Genomic DNA, 23,974 nt, shown 5'->3' with positions numbered 1-23,974 from the left:
AGCTATGACCGACCAGGCCCCGAAATCCCTTATCCAGATTGCCCGCGAAAGCGGCAAAGCCGAAACCGCCCCGCCCGTTGATCTGGGCGCGCGGGTGCGCGAGCTGCGCAAAGCCCGCAACTGGACGCTGGAACAAGCCGCCAATCAGGCGGGGCTGGCGCGTTCAACCCTCAGCAAAATCGAAAACGGGCAGATGTCGCCCACCTATGACGCGCTGAAAAAACTTGCTGTGGGGCTGGAAATCTCGGTGCCGCAATTATTTACGCCGCCCTCTGCCGGCCAGATCAACGGGCGCATGGCTGTCACCAAATCCGGCGAAGGCACCAGCAAGGCCACCACCACCTACGAACATGACCTGTTGGCCGATACCTTGCGCAAGAAACAGATGCTGCCCTACCGCGCCCGCATCCGTGCCCGCAAAATGGAAGAATTCGACGGCTGGGTGCGCCACGATGGCGAAGAATTCCTCTATGTGCTGACCGGCGTGATCCGGCTTTACACCGAATTCTACGAACCCGTGGAAATGCGCCGCGGCGACAGCGCCTATTATGACGCTGCGATGGGCCATAATGTCGTCTCCACCAGCGATGAAGACGCGACAATCCTCTGGGTCACCTCCCTGACGTAACCCGCCCCGTTCGGCTTCATTTTGCCAAATAAACTCTCCCCGAAGGGCCGTTCAGCCACAGGGTCCACACCACGATATAAGCCCCTGAACGTCGCTCTTAGCGCTCTGCATCAATCCACCAGACCTCTGGCATGTAATTCGGCCCATCCCCGTATAGCGGCACGTGGACGGGGTATTTCATCTGCGCAACATGGGCGATGCGGTCTTGGGTGAACTGCCAGAACGGCACCACATAGCGCCCTGCGGTCAACACACGGTCCAGCGCGCGGGTTGCGGCGATGAAATCCTGCGCTGTGGTGGCGCTGACCATCCTATCAATCATGGCATCAATGGCGGGGGATTTCGCGCCCATCATATTGCGACTGCCCGGCTGGTCTGCTGCCTCTGATCCCCAATAATAGCGCTGCTCGTTGCCCGGGCTTAACGAAAGCGCCCGCCGGAAGATCGCCATATCAAAATCGAACTCGGCATTGCGCGACACGAATTGCGCGTCATCAACCGCCTCGACAGCGGCCGCGATCCCCAACCGCTTGAGCGCCTGGATATAAAGCTCGGCAATTGCCATGTTTTCGGTACTGCCCTTGGACAGCAGAATGTCAAAGCGCAGCGCCTTGCCGTTTGCATCACGCATTGTGCCATCCTGCGCGGTGTATCCGGCGTCTTGCAGGGCTTTCATCGCGGTGCGAATGCCCGACCGGTTGCGTGCCGATCCGTCTGAAGCGGGCAGGGCATACCCGTCCAGCGCGCCCTCTGGCAGGCTGTCTTTGAAGGGGGCCAATAATTCGGCCACGCGGCCCTCGGCGGGGCCATGGGTCATCGCCAAGGGCGAGTTCGAAAAATACGAGGTGATCCGGGGTTGCGCCCCGCCGGTCAGGGTCTCGTTTATATATTCAAAGTTGAACGCGGCAATCATCGCCTCGCGCACGCGGATATCGTCAAAGGGCGCGCGGCGGGTGTTCATCACGAAACCGGTCATGCCGGACGGTTTTTCATGGGTGAAGACAGACTTCACCACGTCGCCGCGCTGGATCGCCGGAAAATCATACTGGGTGTCCCAGCTTTCGGCGTTGAATTCCCGTATCGCCGAGATTTCGCCCGCCTTGAACGCCTCGAACAGCACATTGGCATCACCATAGAAATCAAGCTTGATCTGGTCGATGTTGTGGGTGCCGCGCCGGAATGGCACATCTTTGCCCCAATACTCGGGATTGCGCGTCAGGGTCACCTGACGCCCGGCCTGATAATCGGTGACGGTATAGGGACCGGAGCCCACAGGAATATCGGCCAAAGGCGCATTGGCAAAATCGCGACCTTCCCATTGCGCCTTGCTCAGGATCGGACGCATGCCCGCCAACAGCGCCAATTCGCGGTTCTCGGTGTTGAACGCCATCCGGACGCTGCGGGGGCCGGTCTGGGTGATGCTGTCAATCTGCGCGCGCAGCCCGTGATAGCGCGGATGCCCTTCGGACCCCAGCAGATCGTAGCTGAAGATCACATCCTGGGCGGTGACGGGGCTGCCGTCGGCAAACCGCGCCTCCGGTCTTAGCGTGAATTCCACCCAGGACCGGTCCTCGGCGACCTCAATCGATTCGGCCAAAAGACCGTAAAGCGTGAAAGGTTCGTCCCAGGATCGGCCCATTAACGTCTCGTGGGTGAAAAAAGGCAACTGCCACGGCGCGGTGCCTTTGCGCACGAAAGGGTTAAGGCTGTCAAAGCCGCCGGTGTTGCCCAGAACAATTTTGCCGCCCTTTGGCGCATCTGGGTTCGAATAAGGCAGAGACACAAAATCCGGTGGCAAGGCGGGGTCCCCATACATAGATATCCCGTGCATCGGCGCGGCAGTTACTGCAAGGCCAGACAGAATCAGTGAGGAAACAGCCGCAACTGCCCGACAGGTTTGGAAAAAATATGAGGTCATTTTCGAAACAATCCTGCTCTACCCTTGTTTTATTAGGCCAACTCTTAGCCGCGCTGAGGGGGCTTATCAAACTTTAAGCTTGGATTACGGCGAAGGTTTGCGTATAAAGACCTTACTGCTCGATAGGTTTCTTGCCTGTATGAAACCTGCCTCAATAACTTAACGTCCGCTTCGTGCGGACGTTTTTTTTTGCCCGTGGGGGTTTGGTTTTATTCTCATCAATTTCGGCCAGATCGCAGCTGTCAGCAGAATTTAGCCATTTCAATCGGACCGGCCGCATTCCATGATGCAGTCGCAGAAACCGCAGGAGAACACCATGGCCTACACCATCGACCTTTCGCAAAAAACCGCTCTTATTACCGGCTCGAATTCGGGCATTGGCCTTGGGATCGCCTGGGCCCTGGCGCGCGCCGGTGCCGATGTCGTGCTGAACTCGTTCACCGACCGCGACGAAGACCACGCCATCGCCGAAGCGATCTCCAAAGAAACCGGCACCAAAGCGCGCTATATCAAGGCGGATATGTCCAAAGGGGAGGAATGCCGACAGTTTGTCATGGATGCGGGGCATTGCGATATTCTGGTGAACAACGCGGGCATCCAGCACGTGGCCCCGATCCCCGATTTTCCGGTGGATAAATGGGACGCAATCATCGCGATAAACCTCAGCTCGGCATTTCATACCACCGCGATGGCGCTGCCGATGATGCGCAAAGCCGGCTGGGGCAGGGTCGTGAACATCTCGTCTGCACATGGCCTGACGGCGTCCCCGTTTAAATCAGCATATGTCGCAGCAAAACACGGCATCGTGGGGCTTACCAAAACCACCGCCCTCGAGACAGCCAAAGAAGCGATCACCTGTAACGCCATCTGCCCCGGCTATGTTCTGACCGACATCGTCGAAAAGCAAATCCCCGACACGATGAAAGAATACGGCATGAGCCGCGAAGAGGTGATCAAGAACGTCATGCTGGTACGCCAGCCCAGCAAGGAATTCGCGACTGTTGAACAATTGGGCGGCACCGCCACCTTCTTGTGCTCGGATGCGGCGGCACAAATCACCGGAACGACAGTCAGCGTCGATGGGGGCTGGACCGCGCTGTAGCAAGTTTTTCGCCTTCGGCGAGGATATTTAGGAGCCAGAGAAGGGACTGCGCCGGTCCTTCATTCTCTGGCTTTAAAATATCCCCGCCGGAGGCATCTGCCCTTTATTCCGGATCATAAGCTAAAGGTGGTCAGCGCGTGATTTGCCTTTTGGGCGATGCCGCGTCGTCAGGGTGCGGGCGATGAGTTCAGGGCGGTTTTGGACGGTTTTTGATCCGCTGTATCGATTTGCGCGCCTTCGACGGGCAGGGGCCGTTCGGCCGGATAGACAAGGCCTGCGGAGATGACCAGCTTGGCGGCATCCTCGACCGTCATAGCCAGTTCAATCACGTCTTCACGCGGGAAAAACAGCAAGAATCCGGAAGTGGGGTTTGGCGTCGTGGGGATGAACACGCCGACCAGTTCCTTGTCGACGCCAACGTGGCGGGCCACTTCGCCTTTGGCTGCGATCGAGATAAACCCGAGCGCCCATGCCCCGGGACGGGGATATTCCACCATGCAGGCGGTCTCGAAGCTGCGTTCGCCTTGCGCGAAAATCGTTTCGGAAATCTGTTTGATACCCGAATAAATGGTGCGCACGACGGGGGTGCGTTGCACCAGCCCTTCGGCAAAGCGGATGAAGGACCGCCCGATGATGCCTTTGGCCAGCCAGCCGACGATGATGGTGAACAGCAAAAAGATGATCACGCCGATCCCGCGGACGTTGATTTGCGCCGAAGGATCAAGCCCGAAATAGGTCTGGATCAACCGGTCGGGATGGTAGTTCAAGGGCACCATGGGCAGCACGATGCCATCGATCCAGCCGATGACCGACCAGATCAGCCAGATCGTCAGGCCCACCGGTGCAATCACAACCAGGCCCGTTAAAAACGATCCCCGCAGCCGGGCGAAAACCGTGCGTTTTGGCAAAGGAGGCGGGCTATGGGGCGTGAAAGGCGTGTTCATCGGCGTTTATGTCTTCCAAATAAGTGTCCAGCCAGAGCTAAGTGCTTTGATGTTAGCCTACAATGGACGGTGGATGGATTTCGGGCATCAATTGACTTTCAGGGCCAGTGCTGCCGCTATTCTGGACGCCAGACGTGCGTTATTGCGGACCAGTGCGATGTTTGCGCTCAGGGATTTGCCTTCGGTCAGTTCGAAAATCCGTTGCAGCAAATAGGGGGTGACGGCTTTGCCGGTGATCCCGTGGGTATTGGCGTCATTTTGTGCGGTGGCGATGATCGGGGCAAGGTCGGCGGCCGGGATTTCGTCGGCGGACGGGATCGGGTTGGCGACAAGTTGACCACCGGGCAGGCCCAATTGCGCCCGGGTCACGTGTGCTGCTGCGATCTGGGCGGGGTCATCCATGCGCAGCGGGGATCGCAGGGCCGAGGTGCTGCTCCAGAACGCGGGAAAGCTGTCCTGACCCACGGTGATCACAGGCACGCCTTGGGTTTCCAGCACTTCGAGGGTTTTGGCTACGTCGAGGATGGCCTTGGCACCGGCAGCAACCACGGTAACGGGGGTTTGGGCCAGTTCCAGCAGGTCGGCCGAGATGTCGAACGAGGTTTCGGCACCTTTATGCACGCCGCCGATGCCGCCGGTGGCAAACACACAGATGTCTGCCAGATGTGCCGCAATCATGGTGGCGGCCACGGTGGTGGCCCCTGTGCCACCTGTGGCGATACAGGCGGCCATATCGGCGCGCGACAGTTTTGCGACGCCTTTGGCCTGGGCCAGTTTCTCCAGCTCGGCGTCCTCGAGCCCGATGTGAAGCTGCCCGTTGATCACGGCGATGGTCGCAGGGGTGGCACCGGCTGCGCGCACGTCGGCTTCGACCTGGCGAGCGACCTCGAGGTTTTGCGGATAGGGCATGCCGTGGGTGATGATCGTGCTTTCGAGGGCGACGATCGGCGTGCCGTCACGGTGGGCTTTGGCAACTTCGGCGCAGCGGTGCAGGGGGATCATATTTTGGTCTCTCCGGAAACATATTGTGCAGCGGCTTCAAGGGCATGGGTCAAGGCAGCATCGGCTGTGGCCCCCTGGATCTCGGCCGCGATATGGGCCGCCATAAAGGTATCGCCAGCGCCGGTCACGCGGGTGACGGATACGGCGGGCGGGATCTGGGTGATCAGGCCGCTTGACTGGCCAACGGTCGCGGGGTTGCCGCCATCGGTGACAACGGCCCTGACAGCGCCGCGGTCCAGCAGGGAGGTGGCCGCATCGCGCGAATTGTCAAAGGTGGTCTGGCACAGCAGTCCGGCTTCCTCGAGGTTGACATAAAGCGTGCCGCGTTTGGCCTGGATAAAGGGGCTCAGGCGCATGGCCTTGCCGGGGCTGGCAGGTGCCACGCGCAGATCGGCATTTGCCAACAGCGGGCTGCGCGCCATTTCGGCCAGCAGATCAAGGGTCAGGTTGCCATCAAGGGCGACGGCCCCTGTGTAGGGCGTTGCCAGTGACCCGTCGGCAAAGGGGCGCAGGATTTTATCGCCGGCGGCCTCGAGCGAATGGGCGTCGGCAATGGCGGCGATCAGGCCGTTCGTGCCTTCGACCGCCATATATTGATCGGTAGGCAGATCGTCGGACCGGTAGACGTAATCGGTGTTCAGCCCGCGCAGCTTGCACGCCGCGATCAACTCGTCGCCTTCTGCGTCGCGGCCCACAGCGCTGATCAGCGCAGGCGACAGGCCAAAGCGGGCCAGGGCCATCGCAATGTTCAGGGCGACGCCGCCGGGCAGGCGCGTGATGCGGCCCGGCATATCCGAGCCCTGCCGCATTTGGGTTTCAGCGCGCCCGATGATGTCCCACAGGACCGAGCCGATGCAAAGAATTTCAGGTGTATCTGTCATGGGGTCCGTATTGCCCAGACCAGCGCCAAGGCGCAAGCCCGGTTGAATGTGTCAGGGAACAGACTGCGATCACTTTGGCACGGCAAAGGTCAAGGATGCCCAGAGGCTTTCCCAATGGGGGCTGGTGGCGGTTTTGCCTGCATCCGCTGCGGGGCGCAGGACCACTGAATCCACCAGATAGGTCATGCCGGCGGTCACCGGAAAGGTCAGATGGCCCGCGTCGTCACTGCGATACACGGTGACTGTCGGTTCGGTTTCGGCGGATTTCGCATAGACTTCGATCTGCACATCGCTGCGCGGTTCCCCTTGATAGGTCAGCGCGACCGTCATGTTTCCGTCGAAATCCGGGTCATAGGGGTTCGTCAACGCGGTCAGTTCGGTCTGGAGCCCGAGATTTATGTCGCTGCCGTGGCCGTCGCCAATGGCAATCAAAGCCTTGGAATGGCGGGTATAGCGTTCGCGCACCCTGTCTTGGGGGTAACCGGCGGCGCGGTGTTCGGCCACTGCAGTTTTGAAATCCTTGTGTTCGGTAAAGCCGACAAAGGTGTCCCAGTCTTTATACGTCAGCGAGGACGGCGATGCCTCGTGGGCGACGATCAGCAAACCGTCACGGGGGGGTGCTTTGGTCTGCAACGCGGGGGAATCGCCCATGCGGCTTTGGATCGGGAGGGTTTCCCCCTCGAACGTCAGGTCAAAACGATCTGTCCGGTTCGAGAAATAGGCGATATCGGTGCCTTCAAAAATCTGGCCGTTCTTTATGCTGGTTGTCAATTCCGCGCCGGGCTTTACTTGATATGTCGGCGCTTCGAGCCAGAATTCATGGGCAACGGCCGGAAATGCGGCAAAACCGACAGACATCACAAGCGCAAGACGGGACAGAAACATGATAGACACCTTATATAAAGTAATGCTCAAGCTGGTCTATGCGGTGCTTTTGTCAAGTGCTGTGACGGGGGCGGTGCGTGCACATGAGGTGGTCCCGACCATTGCGGATTTGACCGTGGCGGATGGCATCGCTGATCTGTCGTTGCGGGTCAACCTTGAGGCGCTGTTGTCTGGGATTGATCTGGATGCGGTCGCAGACACCAATGATGCCGAAAATGCAGGGGATTATGACAGTTTGCGCGCCTTGCCGGCCGAACAGATTGCTGCGCGAGTGCCGGAACTGCTGGCCGCATGGAACGCGGGCCCCTTGCTGCGCGTCGACGGGCAGGCGGTAGATCTGGAAACCGTGTCGGTCAGTGTTCCCGAAAATGTGAACGAAGAGCTGCCGCGGATTTCGCAAGTGCTGCTGCAAGCCCGGATCCCTGCGGAGGCGCGGGCCGTCGTGGTGGCCTGGCCTGCCGGATCGGGCGCGATGGTCTTGCGGCAACAAGGGGTCCAGGACCCCTATACCGGCTATCTGGAGGGCGGCGCGCAAAGCCCCGAGATCGTTCTGACGGGCGGCGGGCAGGAAACCGCATGGCAGGCGTTTTTGACCTATATTCCCGTGGGGTTTGACCACATCCTGCCCAAAGGTCTGGATCACATCTTGTTCGTGCTGGGCCTGTTCTTTTTGTCGACACAGCTGAAACCGCTGATCTGGCAGGTGTCGGCCTTTACGGCGGCGCATACGGTGACGCTGGCGCTTGGGGCGCTTGGGGTGGTGACGGTGCCGGGGTCGATCGTGGAGCCGCTGATCGCTGCATCCATTGTTTATGTCGCTGTCGAAAACATCTTTACCTCGGGGCTAAGCCGTTGGCGGCCCTTTGTGATTTTCGGGTTCGGGCTGCTGCACGGGCTGGGCTTTGCGTCGGTTCTGGGGGAATTCGGCCTGCCTGAAGACCAGTTCATTCCGGCGCTGATCGGGTTTAACATTGGGGTCGAGATCGGCCAGCTGACAGTGATCGCAATCATGGCGCTGTGCGTCTGGCAAGCCTTGCGCGTGGCGCGGGGTGCCGGCGGGGCGCAGGGGGCAAAGCTGCTTTATACCGGGCTGGCGATTGCCGCTTTGGCTCTGTGCTTTGTGCCGATGCCGGATGTTGCCGCCGCGCTGGAGGCCCCTGTGCCGTTGTTCCTGGTACCCTTTGCGCTGGTCTTTACGGCGTGCTTTCTGTCGGTTCAATTTCGCCAGACAGCCGCGCCATACCGGCGGTTTGTGGCGGTCCCGGCCTCTGTCGGGATCGCGGCCGTGGGGGCCTATTGGTTCATCGAGCGGGTGTTTTTATAACACCCGCCTGATCTCACTTCATCGCGGCGACGAGGGTGGCCAGTGCTTGGGCCGGATTGTCTGATGCCCAGATTTCATCGCCGATGCCAAAGAAATCGGTAAAGGGGGTGAGGGTGCGGATCAGCGCCTCGTCCAGACCACCTTCGGCGACGCAGGGCACTTCGATCACTTCGGACCACCACTGAAACAGATCAAGTTCAGCATAGGATCCGTCATCCAGCGCACTGGGGCGCACGGGGCCAAAGCTGATGTAATCGGCGCCGGCCTCGCCTGCGGCCATGCCGTCATGGCGCGATCCTGCGCAATAGCTGCCGACGATGGCGTCTTCTCCAAGGGTTTTGCGGGCATGGCGCACGGAACGCGCGGCATCCGTCAGGTGGACACCGTCCAACCCGATGCGTTCGGCCAGCAATGTGTGGTCGGCAATCACCATCGCAATGTCGCGCGCATCGGTGATTTCACGCACCGCATCTGCGGCGCGCAGCACCACATCTTCGTCGCGGGTGCTGAGCGCGAGGCGCACGCAGGCGAAGGGTTGGGTGTCAAGAACGCGGGCCAATGTCTGGGGAAAGGTTTCCAGCTCGAATTCGGGCGGGGTGATCAGGTAAAGCTGCGGCTGTTCGGGCGTTGTCATGGCAAGCGGTCCTTTGCTGTGTTGGTGCCAATTAACGGATCGCGCAGGGAAAGAAAAACTTTTATGCCTCCGGCGGGGATTTTTTACCATTTGGAAGCAGGGGGCGTTCTTGTGAGAGTAGCGTTGCGCGGGTAAGAGGCAGGCATGAATGATACTGTAGAGAACCCCAAGATACCGGCTTTTGTGTTGGTACGCCCGCAAATGGGCGAGAATATCGGTGCCGCCGCGCGCGCGATGTGGAATTTCGGTCTGGACCGGATGCGGATTGTCGCGCCGCGTGACGGCTGGCCGAACCCTGCTGCCGATGCCATGGCGTCGGGTGCGGGGCGGTTGCTGGACGAGGCGGTCGTTTATGACGATCTGGCGGGATCGTTGGGGGATGCGGCCTTTGTCTTTGCCACCACCGCGCGCGAGCGGGATTTGACCAAGCCGGTGTACAGCCCCGAAGCCGCGATGGCCAAGGCGGCTGAACTGATTGCCCAGGGCCAGCGGGTCGCGGTGATGTTCGGGCCGGAGCGGGCAGGGCTTGAGAATGACGATATTGCAAGGGCCAATGCGATTGTATCGGTGCCGGTGAATCCGCAGTTTGCATCGCTTAATCTGGCGCAATGTGTGCTGTTGATGGGCTATGAATGGATGCGCGCCCAATCCGAGGTGGTGCCCCAGCAGGTCGAGATGGCAGGCACCGATTGGGCCGACAACAGCGAGATCGAGCATCTGGCGCGGCATTTCGAGGAACGGCTGGATGTGGCAGGATTCTTTTATCCCGAACACAAGGCCACCAGCATGAAGGTCAATCTGCGCAACATGTGGTCGCGCCTGCCGTTGACCCGTGCGGATGTGCAGATGTTGCATGGCACCCTGCGACAGATGGTACGCTGGAAAGAGCGCGGCTAGACCTTTGGGCCTACGTGACCTATTTCTGCAACAAACCTAGCAGACAAGAGGCACCATGGCCGAGAAACGTAAGCTTTTTGAGGAAGTGGGCGATGCACAAGCGGCGCGCCCTGTTGCACATACCGGCGGGATTGATCGGGGGCGGGGCGGCGCACGCGGTGCCATTCGCATCTGGCTGTTCATGCTGTTCGCGCTGGTCTTTGTCATGATCGCCGTTGGTGGTCTGACGCGGTTGACCGATAGCGGGCTCAGCATCACCGAATGGCGGCCCTTTACCGGGGCGATGCCACCGCTGAACGAGGCGGACTGGCAATCGGAATTTGCCAAATACCAGGAGATCGACGAATTCCTCGTGCAAAATTCCTGGATGCAACTGAGCGATTTCAAACTGATTTACTGGTGGGAATGGGGCCATCGTCAACTGGGCCGCGTGATCGGGCTGGTTTGGGCGATCGGGTTCTTGTGGTTCTTGCTGCGCCGCCAAATTCCGACCGGCTGGACGGGGCGTTTGCTGTTGCTGGGCGGGCTTGGGGGCCTGCAAGGCGCGATTGGCTGGTGGATGGTATCCTCGGGCGTCACCACGGGCGAGGCGGTTTTGGATGTGGCCAGCTACAGGCTTGCCACGCATCTGGGGCTGGCGTTTGTGATCCTGGGGTTCATCACCTGGTACGCCTTGATGCTGGGCCGTCCCGAGAAGGACCTGATGCAGGCGCGTCGGGCTAAGGAAAGCAAACTGTTTGGCATGTCCACCGGGCTGCTGCATTTCGCATTCCTGCAGATTTTGCTGGGTGCTTTGGTCGCTGGCATTGATGCGGGGCGCTATTTCGTCGATTGGCCGTTGATGCAGGGGCAGTTCTTTCCACCCGATGCATTCAGCATCACGCCGGTCTGGCGGAATTTCTTTGAAAATCCGGGGCTTGTGCAGTTCATGCACCGCATGGCCGGCTATTTGTTGCTTGCTTTTGCCGTGGTCGTATGGCTGCGCGGGCGCACATCGGCACATCCAAACACGCGCAGCGCCTTCAATCTGATGATGCTGGCCATGGCGGGGCAGGTTGTGCTGGGCATCGTCACTGTTTTGAACGCGGCCCCGGTGCATATCGCCATTTGGCATCAGGTACTCGCTGTGGTCTTGTGGGTCCTTATTCTGCGGGCGCGGTTCCTAAGCGGCTATCCCATTCCAACTTCCCTGAGAGGAAAAACCAAATGAGTGCTTTTGATGATCTGATGGCGTTTCAACGCGAAACAGAGGCGCTTTCCCAGATTGCGGGGCGTTTGGGGTGGGACCAGGAAACCATGATGCCACGCGGTGCGGCCCCCCAACGGGGCGAAGAAATGGCCGCCATCGAAGGGGTCTTGCATGCACGGCGGGTGGATTCGCGCATTGCGGACTGGCTGGGGATGATCGACGAAGGCCATCTGGATGAGGCCGGAAGCGCGCAATTGCGCCATATCCGGCGGTCCCATGCGCGGGCCAGCAAGGTGCCTGCCGCATTGGCCGCCCGTCTGGCGCGGGTCACCTCTGAGGCGCAAGGCATCTGGGCCGAGGCGCGCGAAGCAGATGATTTCAAGGCGTTTGCATCGACCCTGTCCGAAGTGATCACGTTGAAACGTGAGGAGGGCATGGCGCTGGCCGCCGGTGGCGACGTCTATGATGCGATGCTGGACGATTATGAACCGGGTGCCACGGGGGCCGAGCTTGAGGCGATGTTTGGTGCATTGCGCCCCGAATTGACCCGCCTGCGCGAAGCTGTGCGCGCGGCAGAGGCACCGCCGAAACTGGAAGGCAAATTTGACGAATCCGCACAGATGAAGCTGACGCGGCAATTGGCCAAGACCTTTGGCTATGACATGAGCATGGGCCGTGTGGACAAGGCAGTGCATCCGTTTTCAAGCGGATCGGGCCTTGATGTGCGGATCACCACGCGCACCAACGAGACGGACCCGTTCAATTGCTTTTATTCGACCATCCACGAGGTCGGTCATGCCTGCTATGAGCAAGGGATCGACCGCGACCATTTGCTGACCCCTTTGGGGGCCGGTGTGTCGATGGGGGTCCATGAAAGCCAAAGCCGCATTTACGAAAACCAGCTGGGCCGCAGCCGCGCCTTTACGGAATGGCTGTTTGGCCAGATGAAAGATGCCTTTGGCGATTTCGGCGTCGCGGATGCGGATATGTTCTACCGGATCGTGAACCGGGTGTCTGACGGCTTTATCCGCACCGAAGCGGATGAGTTGCAATATAACCTGCATGTCATGATGCGTTTTGATCTCGAGCGGGCTTTGATGGGCGGCGATCTTCAGGTCGATGGCCTTGAGGCCGCGTGGAATGACCGTTTCAAGGCCGATTTCGGCTATGAGGTTGATAAGCCGTCCAACGGTGTCTTGCAGGATGTGCATTGGTCGGTGGGGCTGTTTGGCTATTTCCCGACCTATTCCTTGGGCAATGTCTATGCGGGCTGCCTGAACGCGGCGTTGCGCAAGGATGTTCCGGATCTGGACAGCCAGTTGGCCAAAGGGGAAACCGGATCTGCCACGGCTTGGTTGAAAGATAATGTGCAGACCCACGGTGGCCTTTATGAGCCCAAAGACCTGATCACCCGCGCCACGGGCACGGCCCCGACCGAGGCACCTTTGCTGGATTATCTGAAGACCAAATTCGGCGAATTATACAAGGTCTGACCATAAAATCAGGCTTTCCAAGGTGGGCGGAACGCGATTCGCTCACCTTTAGGTAAAGTTCGGCGGTATCATTAAACGGTCTGGTTTTAGGCGCGGGGATTGGGACGCTTTGGTAGAAACAGCCAATGGGCAGGCTGGAATTACCGGCCAAGCCATAAAATTGGGTGTTCAAGGGGCGTTTTGGCACTTAAACCCGTTTGCAATGGCAGGCAAATTATGCGAGAAAAAGCACGATGAATTCTTTTTCGAGATTTGGAGATCGACGAATGACACGTTTCACAGCAATCACAGCAGCACTTCTTTTGACTGCAGGCATGGCATCCGCCCAAGATACAACCGCAGTAGCAGTTGGTGGTGAAACAGGCATTCCTGGTTACCCAACAAGCGTTATCGGTGCAAATGGCGTTGCCTATGCATGTGGTCCGCTCATCGGCGGCGTATATAACTGCGTTACAGCAGCAGGCGCAGGTGCCGGTGCTGGTGCAGGCTTTGGTGGTATCGGCGCAGGTGGCATTGCCGGTATGGTAGCAGCTGTCGTAGCAGTCGCCGCGATTGCCAACAGCAGCAACGGTACAAACGGCACCAACTAAACAATAGTTTAGTTTCAGCTTAGAAAAAGCGTCCCGATCCGGGGCGCTTTTTTTCGTTTGTGCAACGGTTTTTCAGACCTGTGAAATTGCCAGACCTGTAAAATTCACTGCCCAGCGAAAGATGCCGCATCAAAGAAAAAAGCCACCCGGTATCAGACCGGGTGGCTTTTTCATGTTCTGTGCAGATATCGGCGAATTAGGATTCTTCGGTCGCCTCGCCCTCAATCTCGCCATCAATCTCGTCATCACCCTGATCGGCGATCCATGCGACGCTCACGACCACTTCGCCCTTGCCGGTATCGAACACTTTCACACCGCCGGCACTGCGCGACCGGAAGGAAATGCCCTCGACGGGGACGCGGATGGATTGGCCTTTGGACGTGGCCAACATGATCTGGTCGTCCATCTCGACAGGGAAGGAGGCGACGATATCGCCACCGCGCATGGCCTTGTCCATGGCTGTCACACCCAGACCACCACGCCCGCGCACCGGATAATCATGGCTGGACGACAATTTGCCCGAGCCTTTTTCGGTGATCGTCAGCAGCAGGTTCTCGGCGGCTGACATTTCGGCATAGCGTTCCTGGCTGATGGTCGCGTTTGCGTCTACTTCTTCTTCGTCCGAAACAACATCTGCATCATCGGCCAGACCCGCCATCGCGCGGCGCATCTTGAGGTAGGCCGACCGTTCTTCGGATGTCGCATCAAAGTGGCGGATGATCGACATGGAGACCACCTTGTCGTCGCCGCTTAGCTTGATGCCACGGACACCAACCGACGCGCGGCTGTTGAACACGCGCACATCTGTGGCAGGGAAACGGATCGCCCGGCCTGAATTGGTGACCAGCATCACATCGTCATCATTCGATGCAATGCGCGCATTGATCAGCGTGGTGTCGGCGTGATCGTCCTCGAACTTCATCGCGATCTTGCCGTTGCGCATGACGTTGGTGAAATCCGACAGCTTGTTGCGGCGCACGGTGCCTGCCGAGGTGGCGAATACCACCTGCAAATCGGCCCATTCGGCCTCGTCGCGGTCAACGGGCATGATGGCCGCGATGGATACACCAACCGGGATCGGCAGAATGTTAACGATCGCCTTGCCTTTCGATGTGCGGCTGCCCTGCGGCAAACGCCATGTCTTGAGCTTGTACACCATGCCATCGGTCGTAAAGAACAGCAGCTGCGTGTGGGTGTTGGCGACGAAAAGCGTGGTGACCACGTCTTCTTCTTTGGTCTGCATCCCCGACACGCCTTTGCCACCGCGGCGCTGGCTGCGGAAATCCACCAAAGGTGTGCGTTTGATATAGCCGCCGGAAGTCACGGTCACGACCATGTCTTCGCGCGCGATCAGGTCTTCGTCATCCATGTCACCGGACCAATCGACGATCTCGGTCCGACGTGGCACGGCAAACTGGTCTTTCACTTCGGCCAGTTCATCCGAGATGATGCTCATGATCCGCTCGCGGCTGCCCAGAATTTCAAGGTATTCCTGGATCTTCTTGGCCAGCTCTTCCAGCTCGTCGGTAACTTCCTTGACGCCAATCTGGGTCAGGCGCTGCAACCGCAGTTCCAGAATGGCGCGGGCTTGGGCCTCGGACAGGTTATAGGTGCCGTCATCATTGGCGGTATGGGTCGGATCGTCGATCAGCGCGATGTATGGCAAAATCGATTCCGCAGGCCAACGGCGCGTCATCAGTTTTTCACGCGCTTCGGATGCATCGGCAGAAGACCGGATGGTCGCGACGATTTCGTCGATATTGGTGACGGCCACGGCCAGACCACACAGGATATGGCTGCGTTCACGGGCCTTGCGCAGCAGGAATGCTGTGCGGCGGGCAACCACATCTTCGCGGAAATCAATGAAATAGGTCAGGAACTTGCGTAGCGTCAACTGTTCGGGGCGGCCGCCGTTCAGCGCCAGCATGTTACAGCCGAAATAGGTTTGCATCGGCGTATAACGGAACAGTTGGTTCATCACGACTTCGGCTGTCGCATCGCGTTTCAGCTCGATCACGACGCGCACACCGTTGCGGTCGGATTCATCCTGAACGTGGGCGATGCCTTCGATCTTTTTCTCGCGGACCTGTTCGGCGATCTTTTCGATCATGGTGGATTTGTTCACCTGATAGCAGATCTCGTCGATGACGATGGCAAAACGGTCTTTGCGGATCTCTTCAACACGGGTTTTGGCGCGCATGATGACGCTGCCACGACCCTCAAGATACGCTTTGCGCGCACCGGAGCGGCCCAGCATGATACCACCGGTCGGGAAATCGGGGCCGGGGATATATTCGATCAGGTCTTCGGAGGTCAGATCGGGGTTCACGATCAGCGCCTGACAGGCATCGATGACCTCGCCCAGGTTATGGGGCGGAATGTTGGTCGCCATACCGACGGCAATACCGCCCGCACCATTGACCAGCATGTTCGGGAACCGCGCGGGCAGAACCGTGGGTTCACGTTCCTTGCCATCGTAGTTGTCGATAAAGTTAACGGTGTCTTTGTCCAGATCGCTGGTCATGAACGACGCGACCTTGTCCAGACGCGATTCAGTATAGCGCATCGCCGCTGCGCTATCGCCGTCCATCGAGCCAAAGTTGCCCTGGCCATCAATCAGCGGCAAGGACATCGAGAAATCCTGCGCCATCCGCACCAAGGCGTCATAAATCGCGCTGTCGCCATGCGGGTGGTACGAACCCATCACATCGCCCACGGATTTCGCGGATTTGCGATAGGTCTTGTCGTGGGTGATGCCTTTTTCATACATCGAATAGATGATGCGGCGGTGAACGGGTTTCAGACCGTCCCGCAGGTCGGGGATGGCGCGGCTGACGATGACAGACATGGCGTAATCCAGATAGGATGTGCGCATCTCGTGTTCGATGGTGACCGAAGGGCCATCGTAAACGGGGCGCTCTGCCGGGATTTTGTCATCGTTTTCAGGTGTTTCTGGCGTGTCGTTCACGTGATCTGCCTAGCTCTTGCTGGTTCTATATATTGGGGTTTTGTATAGCAGACGGGGTATATAGGGTGCAATGCCTGTGGGCTTACTGGGTCGATTTGAATCGGAGAGAACAGCTAAGTCATTGAAAAACAAGCAGACTAATTCGTGCCCATTTCAGGTGGCGTAACGTCAATTTATTACGCTGCCCACAAGTGGCGAAATCGCGGCTAGGATGCGTGCAATTGTCAGAGGGAGAGCCGGAAATGCAGCGAATATTGGTGAATCAGACGTCTATCGCCCAAACCCGGCATCAGGACGTCGCCAGCGCGCCGCTTGAGGCGGGGCAGGCACGGCTTGTGCTCGAAAGCTTTGCGCTGACCTCCAACAACGTGACCTATGCGGCAGCGGGGTTTGACATCGGCTATTGGCAGTTTTTCCCAAGCGGAAGCGAAGGTTGGGGCATCGTCCCGGTCTGGGGCACGGCCAAAGTTGTGGAAAGCCGCAGCGATGCTTTGGCGGTCGGCACGCGGCTTTACGGCTTTTACCCGATGGCGGAGGAGATGGTGATAACGCCAAAATCTGCGCAGGGCGGGTTTGTGGACGCAGCAGAGCACCGCGCGAAACTGCCGTTGATCTACAACCAATACACGCCGGTACGATCCGGCAGCGATGCTGACGACCATCTGCGGGCGATTTTACAGCCTTTGCTGGCCACATCGTTTTTGCTGTTCGACTGGTTGCAGGACAATGACTGTTTCGGCGCGCGGCAGATCATCATCGGCAGCGCATCGTCGAAAACCGGTCTGGGGCTGTGCAAATATCTGGCTGAACCTGCGGATCGCGCCTATCGGATTGTCGGTCTGACATCTGCGAAAAACCGTGAGTTTGTGGAAAGCCTTGGCGCATGCGACAGCGTGCTGACCTATGACCAGATCGACGATATTGCGCAGGTGCCTTCGGTCTATGTGGATATGTCCGGCAACAGCGCGGTCAAGGCCGCGTTGCATGCGCATTTGGGCGCCGCGCTCAAGCATTCCTCGGCTGTGGGGCTGAGCCATTGGGATCACTTTGCGCCCGCGCAAAAGCTGGCAGGGCCAAAGCCCGAATTCTTTTTCGCGCCGTCGCAGGTGGCCAAACGGCGCGCCGAATGGGGGCCGGGCGAGATCGAGAAACAGATCACCGCGGCATGGAAGCGGATCGCGGCGGATGCATCAACCTGGATGAAAGTGCAGGTCCATCAGGGCATCGCGGCAGCCGAGGCCCCGTATCACGCGCTGGTCACAGGGCAGGCGGACCCGACGACAGGCGTGATTATCCGGCCCTAGAGGTCAGGCCGAACAGCTGGCACCGCCCAAAACGCAGAACTTGGCGCAATGGGGGTGGTTGAGCGCGACATCTTTTTCGGCTTCTTCAAGGCTGTTGCCCAGTTCGAATTCCGCGCTGTAGGGCAGCAGGGTGCAGGCCAGCACGGCAGGCTTTTCAGCGCCCTTGCGTTTGACCACCATCCGCGAAGATGAACACATGATCACATCAGGAGACTTGTTTAAGATACCCCAGCAAGCCGTTGTAATCTCAGGAACTTCTACGGTTTCGTCCATCTCGGGGAACAGCACGGTCATGCCCGGATCATTGGCGTCGATGTCAAACCCGTGTTCGGCGTAAAACGCGCCATATCCGGCGCGGCTGTCTTCGTCACTGGCCCCGAAAACCGACCTGCCGGCAACCGCCATGCGAAGGCCGTTGTCGCGCAACCATTCCATGCCGGTGACCGTCTTGGCCAGCGCGCCTTGGCCACGTTCAGCATCATGCAGATCAGCGCGATAGTGATCGACCGAAATCCGCAGGGTCAGCTTGCCGGGGTAGGCGGCGTTCAACCGTTTCAGCCCTGCCAGCACCGGTTTGCGCATCATCGGACGCATCGCGTTGGTCAGGATCAGCACATCATAGCCGGCGGCCAAGGACGCCTCGGTCATTTCGATCATTTGCGGGTTCATAAAGGGTTCACCGCCGGTAAAGGCGATTTCCGTCACGGGCCAGTTGCGCGCCGTGATCTGCCCCAGATAATCGCGGACCTCGTCAGCCGTGATATAGACCAGCGCATCATTGGTGGGGCTCGACGCGATATAGCAATTCACGCATTCGATATTGCACAGCGTACCTGTGTTAAACCACAAGGTCTGCGGATGGGTCAGACTGACGGTCGCGCGGGTTTCGCCCTTGGCAGTCACCAGGGGGTTTTCGAATTTTCCGGCGTTGGCCTGTGCAATATCTTTCATCGACAATGCGCCCCTTAATGGTTTGTGCAATTTCTTTGTCTAGGCGAATGGTAAATTCAAGAAAACCCTGTGTATTCTTTCGCACATACTTGTGAAGTGCAGAAAATCCTGTATGTTTGCGCTAACATTGAATGAACCGCCCATAAATGCTGTGCCCGTGCAGCAAGGAGTTGCCCCATGGTCTCACGCGTTATTCCGGTCGATCCGTTCGATCTGGTGATTTTCGGCGGTACCGGTGATTTGGCCCGACGCAAGATCTTGCCCGGTCTGTTCCGGCGTTTCTGTTCCGGTCAAATGCCTGAGAACGCCCGGATTATCGGTGCTGCGCGCACAGATATGGATGCCGATGGCTACCGGGTGATGATTGCCGAGGCGATTGCTGAATTCAACGCGGATTTCGAGCATGAAAAGGGCCAGCTTGAAGGGTTTTTGACCCGTCTGGAATACGTCACCATTGATGCCAAGGGCACGGATGGCTGGGCCGATCTGCAAAAGCTGATGTCGGGCAAGGACCGGGTCGAGGCATATTATTTCTCGGTTTCTCCGGCGCTTTTCGGTGATCTGGCAGAGCGGTTGCAGCAATGGGGCATGGCCGATGCGAACAGTCGCATCGTGGTTGAAAAACCCTTTGGCCGCGATCTGCAAACCGCACGCGCCTTGAACGCCACGCTGGCCAAATATTTCGACGAAAGCCAGATTTACCGGATCGACCATTATCTGGGCAAGGAAACCGTCCAAAACCTCATGGCTGTCCGCTTTGGCAACATGCTGTTCGAGCCGCTTTGGAACAGCCAGTATGTCGATCACATCCAGATCACTGTGGCCGAAACCGTGGGCGTCGGGGGCAGGGGTGAATATTACGACAAATCCGGTGCCATGCGCGATATGGTGCAAAACCACCTGATGCAATTGCTGTGTCTGATCGCGATGGAACCACCGGCGCGGTTTGATCCTGACGCGGTGCGCGATGAAAAGCTCAAGGTGATCCGCGCGCTGGATCCGGTGTTGCCACATCACATTTCGCGCGGGCAATATCAGGCCGAACCGTGCAACGAGACCGAACATCCCGGCTATCGCACCGCCGTCGGCGACCCCCGTTCGCGCACCGAAAGCTTTGTCGCGCTGAAAGCCCACATCAGCAACTGGCGGTGGGCGGGCACGCCTTTCTATCTGCGCACCGGCAAACGCATGGCGGCGCGGTCCTCCGAGATCACAGTGGTGTTCAAGGAAACCCCGCATTCGATCTTTGCCGAAGACGCAGGCCGGCACCGCAACGTCTTGTCGATCCGGCTGCAACCGAACGAGGGGATTACGCTGGGCGTGACGATCAAGGAGCCCGGCCCCGGCGGCATGCGTCTGATCGACGTGCCGCTGGACATGACCTTTGCCGATGCATTGGGGGCTGAAGGGGCCGAACAGGTTGACGCCTATGAACGGCTGATCATGGATGTGATCCGTGGCAACCAGACCTTGTTCATGCGCGGCGACGAGGTCGAAGCCGCCTGGGCGTGGACCGACCCGATCATCCAGGGCTGGGAGGCCCGCAACGACGTGCCCAAACCCTATGACAGCGGCTCTGACGGACCTACGGATGCGATGGAAATGATGCGGCGCGACAACCGTAAATGGCGGGAGCTTTCGGCATGAAACTGATCGAATACGCAGACCGGGACATTCTGGCGCTGGATGTGGCGAATATTCTGGCAGGAGAGTTGGAAAACGCGCTGCTGTCCCATGACAGGGTCAGCCTGGCCGTGCCCGGTGGCACCACGCCCGGCCCGATTTTCGACAGTCTCAGCGCTGCCAGCCTTGACTGGTCGCGGGTGCAGGTGATGCTGACCGACGAACGTTGGGTCGCCCCCGATCACGATATGTCGAACGCACGGTTGCTGCGCCAGCGTTTGCTGGTTGGTCCGGCGGCCGCGGCGGGGTTCACGCCGTTTTACCTTGACGGTCTGACCGCCGCCGAAGCATCCGAGCAATTGTCAGAAACCATCACCCGGCATCTGCCGATTTCCGTGCTGGTTCTGGGCATGGGGGCCGATATGCACACGGCCTCGCTTTTCCCCGGATCGGACGGGCTGGCAGCGGCGATGGCCGATGATGCACCCGCAGTCTGCCCCATTAACGTCGCTGGCCAAGACATTGGCCGCATTACACTTTCCCGACCGGTTCTCGAGGGGGCCATGTCGAAACATCTGGTCATCTTCGGTGATGAAAAACGCGCAGCGGTAGAGCGGGCCTTGACCCTCCCGGCCCATGAGGCCCCCATCGGCGCAGTATTACAAGAGGCGGTGGTCCATTGGGCAGCATGACAAAATTCGACGCTCTTATTGCGATGCAGGCAGCGGTCAAGGACCGGTCGATCCTGTCCCTGTTCGACGATGCCGACCGCGCGGCGACATTCAGCGCGCAAACCGGCGACATGCTGTTTGATTTTTCAAAGACCAACCTTGACCGCGAAACGATGGATGCGCTGCTGGCGTTGATCGACGGGGCCGATGTTCAGGCGCGGCGCGACGCGATGTTCGCAGGCGACAAGATCAACGAAACCGAAGGCCGCGCCGTCTTGCACACCGCCTTGCGCAACCTTGATGGCGGGCCGGTGATGGTTGACGGGGCGGATGTCATGCCGGGCATTCTGGCGACGCTCGACCGGATGCGCGATTTTGCCGACAATATCCGCGCCAGCGACATTACCGATGTTGTGAATATCGGCATCGGCGGGTCCGACCTTGGCCCTGCGATGGCCGTGCAGGCGCTGTCGCCCTACCATGACGGGCCGCGCTGCCATTTCGTGTCAAATGTGGATGGTGCGCATATCGCCGATACGCTGCGCGGGCTCGATGCAAAAACCACGCTGGTCATCGTCGCCTCGAAAACCTTCACCACGATCGAAACCATGACCAATGCCCGCACCGCGCGGGCGTGGATGACAGAAAATGGCGGCGACCCCGCACAGCAGTTTGCCGCCCTCAGCACAGCCCAGGACAAGACAGATGCGTTCGGCATCAATCCCGCACAGGTCTTCGGCTTCGAGGATTGGGTCGGCGGGCGGTATTCCGTCTGGGGCCCGATCGGGCTGTCTTTGATGATCGCCACCGGCCCGCGCGCCTTTCACGCATTCCTGCGCGGCGCGCAATCCATGGACCGTCATTTCTGCGCCGCTGCCCCCCATGAAAACATGCCGATGCTGCTGGCGCTTGTGGGCATCTGGCACAACCAGATCTGCGGCTACGCCACCCGCGCCGTGCTGCCCTATGATCAACGTCTGGGCCAGCTCCCCGATTACCTGCAACAGCTTGAAATGGAATCGAACGGCAAAACCACGCAAATGGATGGCACCACCGCGCCGTTCCACACAGGCCCCGTGGTCTGGGGCGCGCCGGGCACCAATGGCCAGCACGCGTTCTACCAGCTGATCCACCAAGGCACCCGCGTGATTCCCTGCGAATTCCTGATTGCCGCCAACAGCCACGAACCCGACCTTACCCACCACCACAAACTGCTGATCGCCAATTGCCTCGCCCAATCCGAGGCGCTGATGCGCGGGCGCAGCCTGCAAGAAGCCTCGCAAATCATGGCCGCCAAGGGCCTGACAGGGGCCGAACTCGACCGTCAGGCGCGCCACCGCGTATTCCCCGGCAATCGTCCGTCAACGACCCTCAGCTATCCGCTGCTTGACCCTTTCACGCTGGGCCAGATCATCGCGCTCTACGAACACCGGGTCTTTGTCGAAGGGGTGATCCTCGGCATCAATTCCTACGATCAATGGGGGGTGGAACTGGGCAAGGAACTGGCCACGTCGCTGCAACCCGTCGTAGACGGCTCAGAACCCGCCACCGGAAAAGACGGCTCCACCGCCGCCCTTGTCGCCTTCATCGCCAAACACGCAGACTGATATTTCGGCATTTCATTTTGCCAAATAAACTCCGGGGAGTTTGAGGGGCAGCGCCCCTCATCCTTTCTGCAAAACAATGTCCGGCCTCAAACCAGATCAGGATTGCGCCCCATCCGGTTTGCAACCTTGGCCACGGTCAACCCTTGGGCGATGATCGAAAACACCACCACAATATAGGTGCAGGTCAGGATCACCGGCTTCCAGTCCCCGTCGGGCAAAGACAGCGCCAAAGCCACCGAAATCCCGCCCTTGAGGCCGCCCCAGGTCATAATCGGGATCACACCTTGGTTGAAATTCCGGAACGGGCGCAGGATCAGGATCGGCACGGCAACCGCCACCAAACGCCCCAGCAGGGCAAGGATGATCGCCGCCATACCGGTCAGGAACAGATCGCCGTTAAAGGCGATTGCGAACACCTCGAACCCGATCATCAAAAACAGCACCGCATTCAAGATCTCGTCGATCAGCTTCCAGAACGCATCGACATAGCTGCGGGTTTCTTCCGACATGCCCCGCGCGGCCCCCACATCGCCAATCAGCAACCCCGCACAGACCGCCATAATCGGGGCCGAGACATGCAGGGCGACCGCCAGCTCGTAGCCGCCGAATGCCAGCCCCAGCGTCAGCAGCACCTCAAGCGAATAATCGTCAATCCGGCGCATGATCCGAAAGGTCAGCCAGCCCAGTACCAGACCCAGCACGGCACCGCCCAAGGCTTCCTGAAAAAACAGCCGTCCCGCGCCCAGCACCGCGTTGCCCTCGGCCCCGTGGCTGTCAAGCGCCGGAAAGGCGAGGCCCACAAGGATCAGAAACACCACATAGCCGACGCCGTCATTGAACAGGCTTTCGCCGGCAATCTTGGTTTCCAGCGACTTGGGCAAATCCGCCTCGCGCAGGACGCCCAGAACAGCGACCGGATCAGTGGGCGAAATCAGGGCACCGAACACCAGTGCCGTGAGCAGGGGCATCCCCGTGAGCCATGAAAAGCCAAATCCGACCACGGCCGTCGACAGCGCCACACCAAGGGTCGCCATCAGGGCCACAATCCCCCATTCGCGCCGCAAATCCGAGGTTTTGACATGCAAGGCACCGGCAAACAGCAGCAGGCCCAACATGCCCTCCAGCAGCGCTTCGGAGAAATCGATCCCCTTGACCACGCCGCGCACGGTGTCGGCCATCCCCAAGGCGGGCCAGATCAGATCAAGCCCCAGCAGCCCGAAAGACGCGATCAGCGCCACCACCAGAATGCCAATGGAAGACGGCAGCTTGAGAAACAGGTAGTTGATTGCCCCGAACCCACCGGCCATGACGATCAAAAGCGAAGCGATTTGCAAAACGGTCATGGCGGGACTTTCTTTCAGGT

At 59.2% G+C, this 23,974-nt stretch carries 20 protein-coding genes; 11 read left to right on the top strand and 9 right to left on the bottom strand.

Going from position 1 to position 23,974, the window contains the following annotated elements; translation table 11 throughout:
• Positions 1-4 precede the first annotated feature (4 nt).
• A complete protein-coding gene (locus HGT1_RS06795; RefSeq protein ID WP_176249182.1) occupies positions 5-628 on the top strand; it encodes a helix-turn-helix domain-containing protein in 624 nt (207 codons plus the stop codon).
• Positions 629-725: 97 nt separating this feature from the next.
• Here HGT1_RS06795 and HGT1_RS06790 read toward each other — a convergent pair whose 3' ends face one another.
• Positions 726-2,444: an extracellular solute-binding protein gene (locus HGT1_RS06790; protein WP_176249181.1), complete on the bottom strand. Its 1,719-nt coding sequence runs from the start codon at positions 2,442-2,444 to the stop codon at positions 726-728.
• A gap of 418 nt (positions 2,445-2,862) precedes the next feature.
• Between HGT1_RS06790 and HGT1_RS06785 the strand changes: the two genes are divergently transcribed.
• Positions 2,863-3,648 carry a 3-hydroxybutyrate dehydrogenase gene (locus tag HGT1_RS06785; RefSeq protein WP_176249180.1) on the top strand — a complete coding sequence of 262 codons (786 nt, stop codon included), beginning with the start codon at positions 2,863-2,865 and terminating at the stop codon, positions 3,646-3,648.
• Between the two features lie 167 nt (positions 3,649-3,815).
• Here HGT1_RS06785 and HGT1_RS06780 read toward each other — a convergent pair whose 3' ends face one another.
• The 4 genes from HGT1_RS06780 to HGT1_RS06765 all read right to left on the bottom strand — a co-directional run bounded on the left by HGT1_RS06780 (position 3,816) and on the right by HGT1_RS06765 (position 7,360).
• Positions 3,816-4,592, bottom strand: a complete 777-nt coding sequence (locus tag HGT1_RS06780; protein WP_176249179.1) for a DUF502 domain-containing protein — start codon at positions 4,590-4,592, stop codon at positions 3,816-3,818.
• Between the two features lie 87 nt (positions 4,593-4,679).
• A complete protein-coding gene (locus HGT1_RS06775; protein WP_176249178.1) occupies positions 4,680-5,594 on the bottom strand; it encodes a pseudouridine-5'-phosphate glycosidase in 915 nt (304 codons plus the stop codon).
• Positions 5,591-6,475 carry a PfkB family carbohydrate kinase gene (locus HGT1_RS06770; RefSeq protein ID WP_176249177.1) on the bottom strand — a complete coding sequence of 295 codons (885 nt, stop codon included), beginning with the start codon at positions 6,473-6,475 and terminating at the stop codon, positions 5,591-5,593. The genes HGT1_RS06775 and HGT1_RS06770 overlap by 4 nt, the downstream gene beginning before the upstream one ends.
• Before the next feature lie 69 nt (positions 6,476-6,544).
• Complete coding sequence (locus tag HGT1_RS06765; RefSeq protein WP_176249176.1) at positions 6,545-7,360, bottom strand: DUF4198 domain-containing protein; 816 nt, start codon at positions 7,358-7,360, stop codon at positions 6,545-6,547.
• On the opposite strand from HGT1_RS06765, the gene HGT1_RS06760 reads away from it, so the two are divergent.
• The gene (locus tag HGT1_RS06760) at positions 7,359-8,684 is read left to right on the top strand and encodes a HupE/UreJ family protein (protein WP_176249175.1); all 1,326 of its coding nucleotides are present in this window, start codon (positions 7,359-7,361) and stop codon (positions 8,682-8,684) included. The genes HGT1_RS06765 and HGT1_RS06760 overlap by 2 nt on opposite strands.
• A gap of 13 nt (positions 8,685-8,697) precedes the next feature.
• Here HGT1_RS06760 and HGT1_RS06755 read toward each other — a convergent pair whose 3' ends face one another.
• Positions 8,698-9,318 carry a thiamine phosphate synthase gene (locus HGT1_RS06755; protein WP_176249174.1) on the bottom strand — a complete coding sequence of 207 codons (621 nt, stop codon included), beginning with the start codon at positions 9,316-9,318 and terminating at the stop codon, positions 8,698-8,700.
• Between the two features lie 144 nt (positions 9,319-9,462).
• On the opposite strand from HGT1_RS06755, the gene HGT1_RS06750 reads away from it, so the two are divergent.
• The 4 genes from HGT1_RS06750 to HGT1_RS06735 all read left to right on the top strand — a co-directional run bounded on the left by HGT1_RS06750 (position 9,463) and on the right by HGT1_RS06735 (position 13,487).
• On the top strand, positions 9,463-10,215 hold the full coding sequence (locus HGT1_RS06750) for an RNA methyltransferase (RefSeq protein ID WP_176249173.1): 753 nt from the start codon (positions 9,463-9,465) through the stop codon (positions 10,213-10,215).
• A 55-nt stretch (positions 10,216-10,270) separates the two neighbouring features.
• Positions 10,271-11,425 carry a heme A synthase gene (gene ctaA / locus HGT1_RS06745; RefSeq protein WP_176249172.1) on the top strand — a complete coding sequence of 385 codons (1,155 nt, stop codon included), beginning with the start codon at positions 10,271-10,273 and terminating at the stop codon, positions 11,423-11,425.
• Positions 11,422-12,897: a carboxypeptidase M32 gene (locus HGT1_RS06740; RefSeq protein WP_176249171.1), complete on the top strand. Its 1,476-nt coding sequence runs from the start codon at positions 11,422-11,424 to the stop codon at positions 12,895-12,897. Before ctaA ends, HGT1_RS06740 begins: the two co-directional genes overlap by 4 nt.
• 266 nt (positions 12,898-13,163) lie before the next feature.
• Positions 13,164-13,487, top strand: a complete 324-nt coding sequence (locus HGT1_RS06735; RefSeq protein WP_176249170.1) for a hypothetical protein — start codon at positions 13,164-13,166, stop codon at positions 13,485-13,487.
• Positions 13,488-13,683: 196 nt separating this feature from the next.
• Here the strand turns inward: HGT1_RS06735 and gyrA are convergent, their stop codons facing one another.
• Positions 13,684-16,455 (bottom strand): DNA gyrase subunit A, encoded by a 2,772-nt coding sequence (gene gyrA / locus HGT1_RS06730; protein ID WP_176249169.1) that lies wholly within the window; start codon positions 16,453-16,455, stop codon positions 13,684-13,686.
• A 242-nt stretch (positions 16,456-16,697) separates the two neighbouring features.
• On the opposite strand from gyrA, the gene HGT1_RS06725 reads away from it, so the two are divergent.
• A complete protein-coding gene (locus tag HGT1_RS06725; protein WP_176249168.1) occupies positions 16,698-17,759 on the top strand; it encodes a DUF2855 family protein in 1,062 nt (353 codons plus the stop codon).
• Between the two features lie 3 nt (positions 17,760-17,762).
• Here HGT1_RS06725 and HGT1_RS06720 read toward each other — a convergent pair whose 3' ends face one another.
• Positions 17,763-18,710: a radical SAM protein gene (locus tag HGT1_RS06720; protein ID WP_176249167.1), complete on the bottom strand. Its 948-nt coding sequence runs from the start codon at positions 18,708-18,710 to the stop codon at positions 17,763-17,765.
• 177 nt (positions 18,711-18,887) lie between these two features.
• On the opposite strand from HGT1_RS06720, the gene zwf reads away from it, so the two are divergent.
• Genes zwf through pgi form a run of 3 tightly spaced genes read left to right on the top strand, consistent with a single transcriptional unit; the run spans position 18,888 to position 22,611 of the window.
• Complete coding sequence (gene zwf, locus HGT1_RS06715) at positions 18,888-20,357, top strand: glucose-6-phosphate dehydrogenase (protein ID WP_176249166.1); 1,470 nt, start codon at positions 18,888-18,890, stop codon at positions 20,355-20,357.
• A complete protein-coding gene (gene pgl / locus HGT1_RS06710; protein ID WP_176249165.1) occupies positions 20,354-21,025 on the top strand; it encodes a 6-phosphogluconolactonase in 672 nt (223 codons plus the stop codon). Before zwf ends, pgl begins: the two co-directional genes overlap by 4 nt.
• Positions 21,022-22,611, top strand: coding sequence for a glucose-6-phosphate isomerase (gene pgi / locus HGT1_RS06705; RefSeq protein ID WP_176249164.1), 1,590 nt, complete (start codon positions 21,022-21,024; stop codon positions 22,609-22,611). Before pgl ends, pgi begins: the two co-directional genes overlap by 4 nt.
• A gap of 86 nt (positions 22,612-22,697) precedes the next feature.
• Here pgi and HGT1_RS06700 read toward each other — a convergent pair whose 3' ends face one another.
• Positions 22,698-23,954, bottom strand: coding sequence for a sodium:proton antiporter (locus HGT1_RS06700; RefSeq protein ID WP_176249163.1), 1,257 nt, complete (start codon positions 23,952-23,954; stop codon positions 22,698-22,700).
• Positions 23,955-23,974: the final 20 nt, after the last annotated feature.

Origin of the sequence: Sulfitobacter sp. HGT1 (assembly GCF_013282155.1) — a bacterium.
In the GTDB taxonomy this organism is placed as follows: Bacteria; Pseudomonadota; Alphaproteobacteria; order Rhodobacterales; family Rhodobacteraceae; genus Sulfitobacter.
This window is presented reverse-complemented; position numbering and strand designations above follow the sequence as displayed.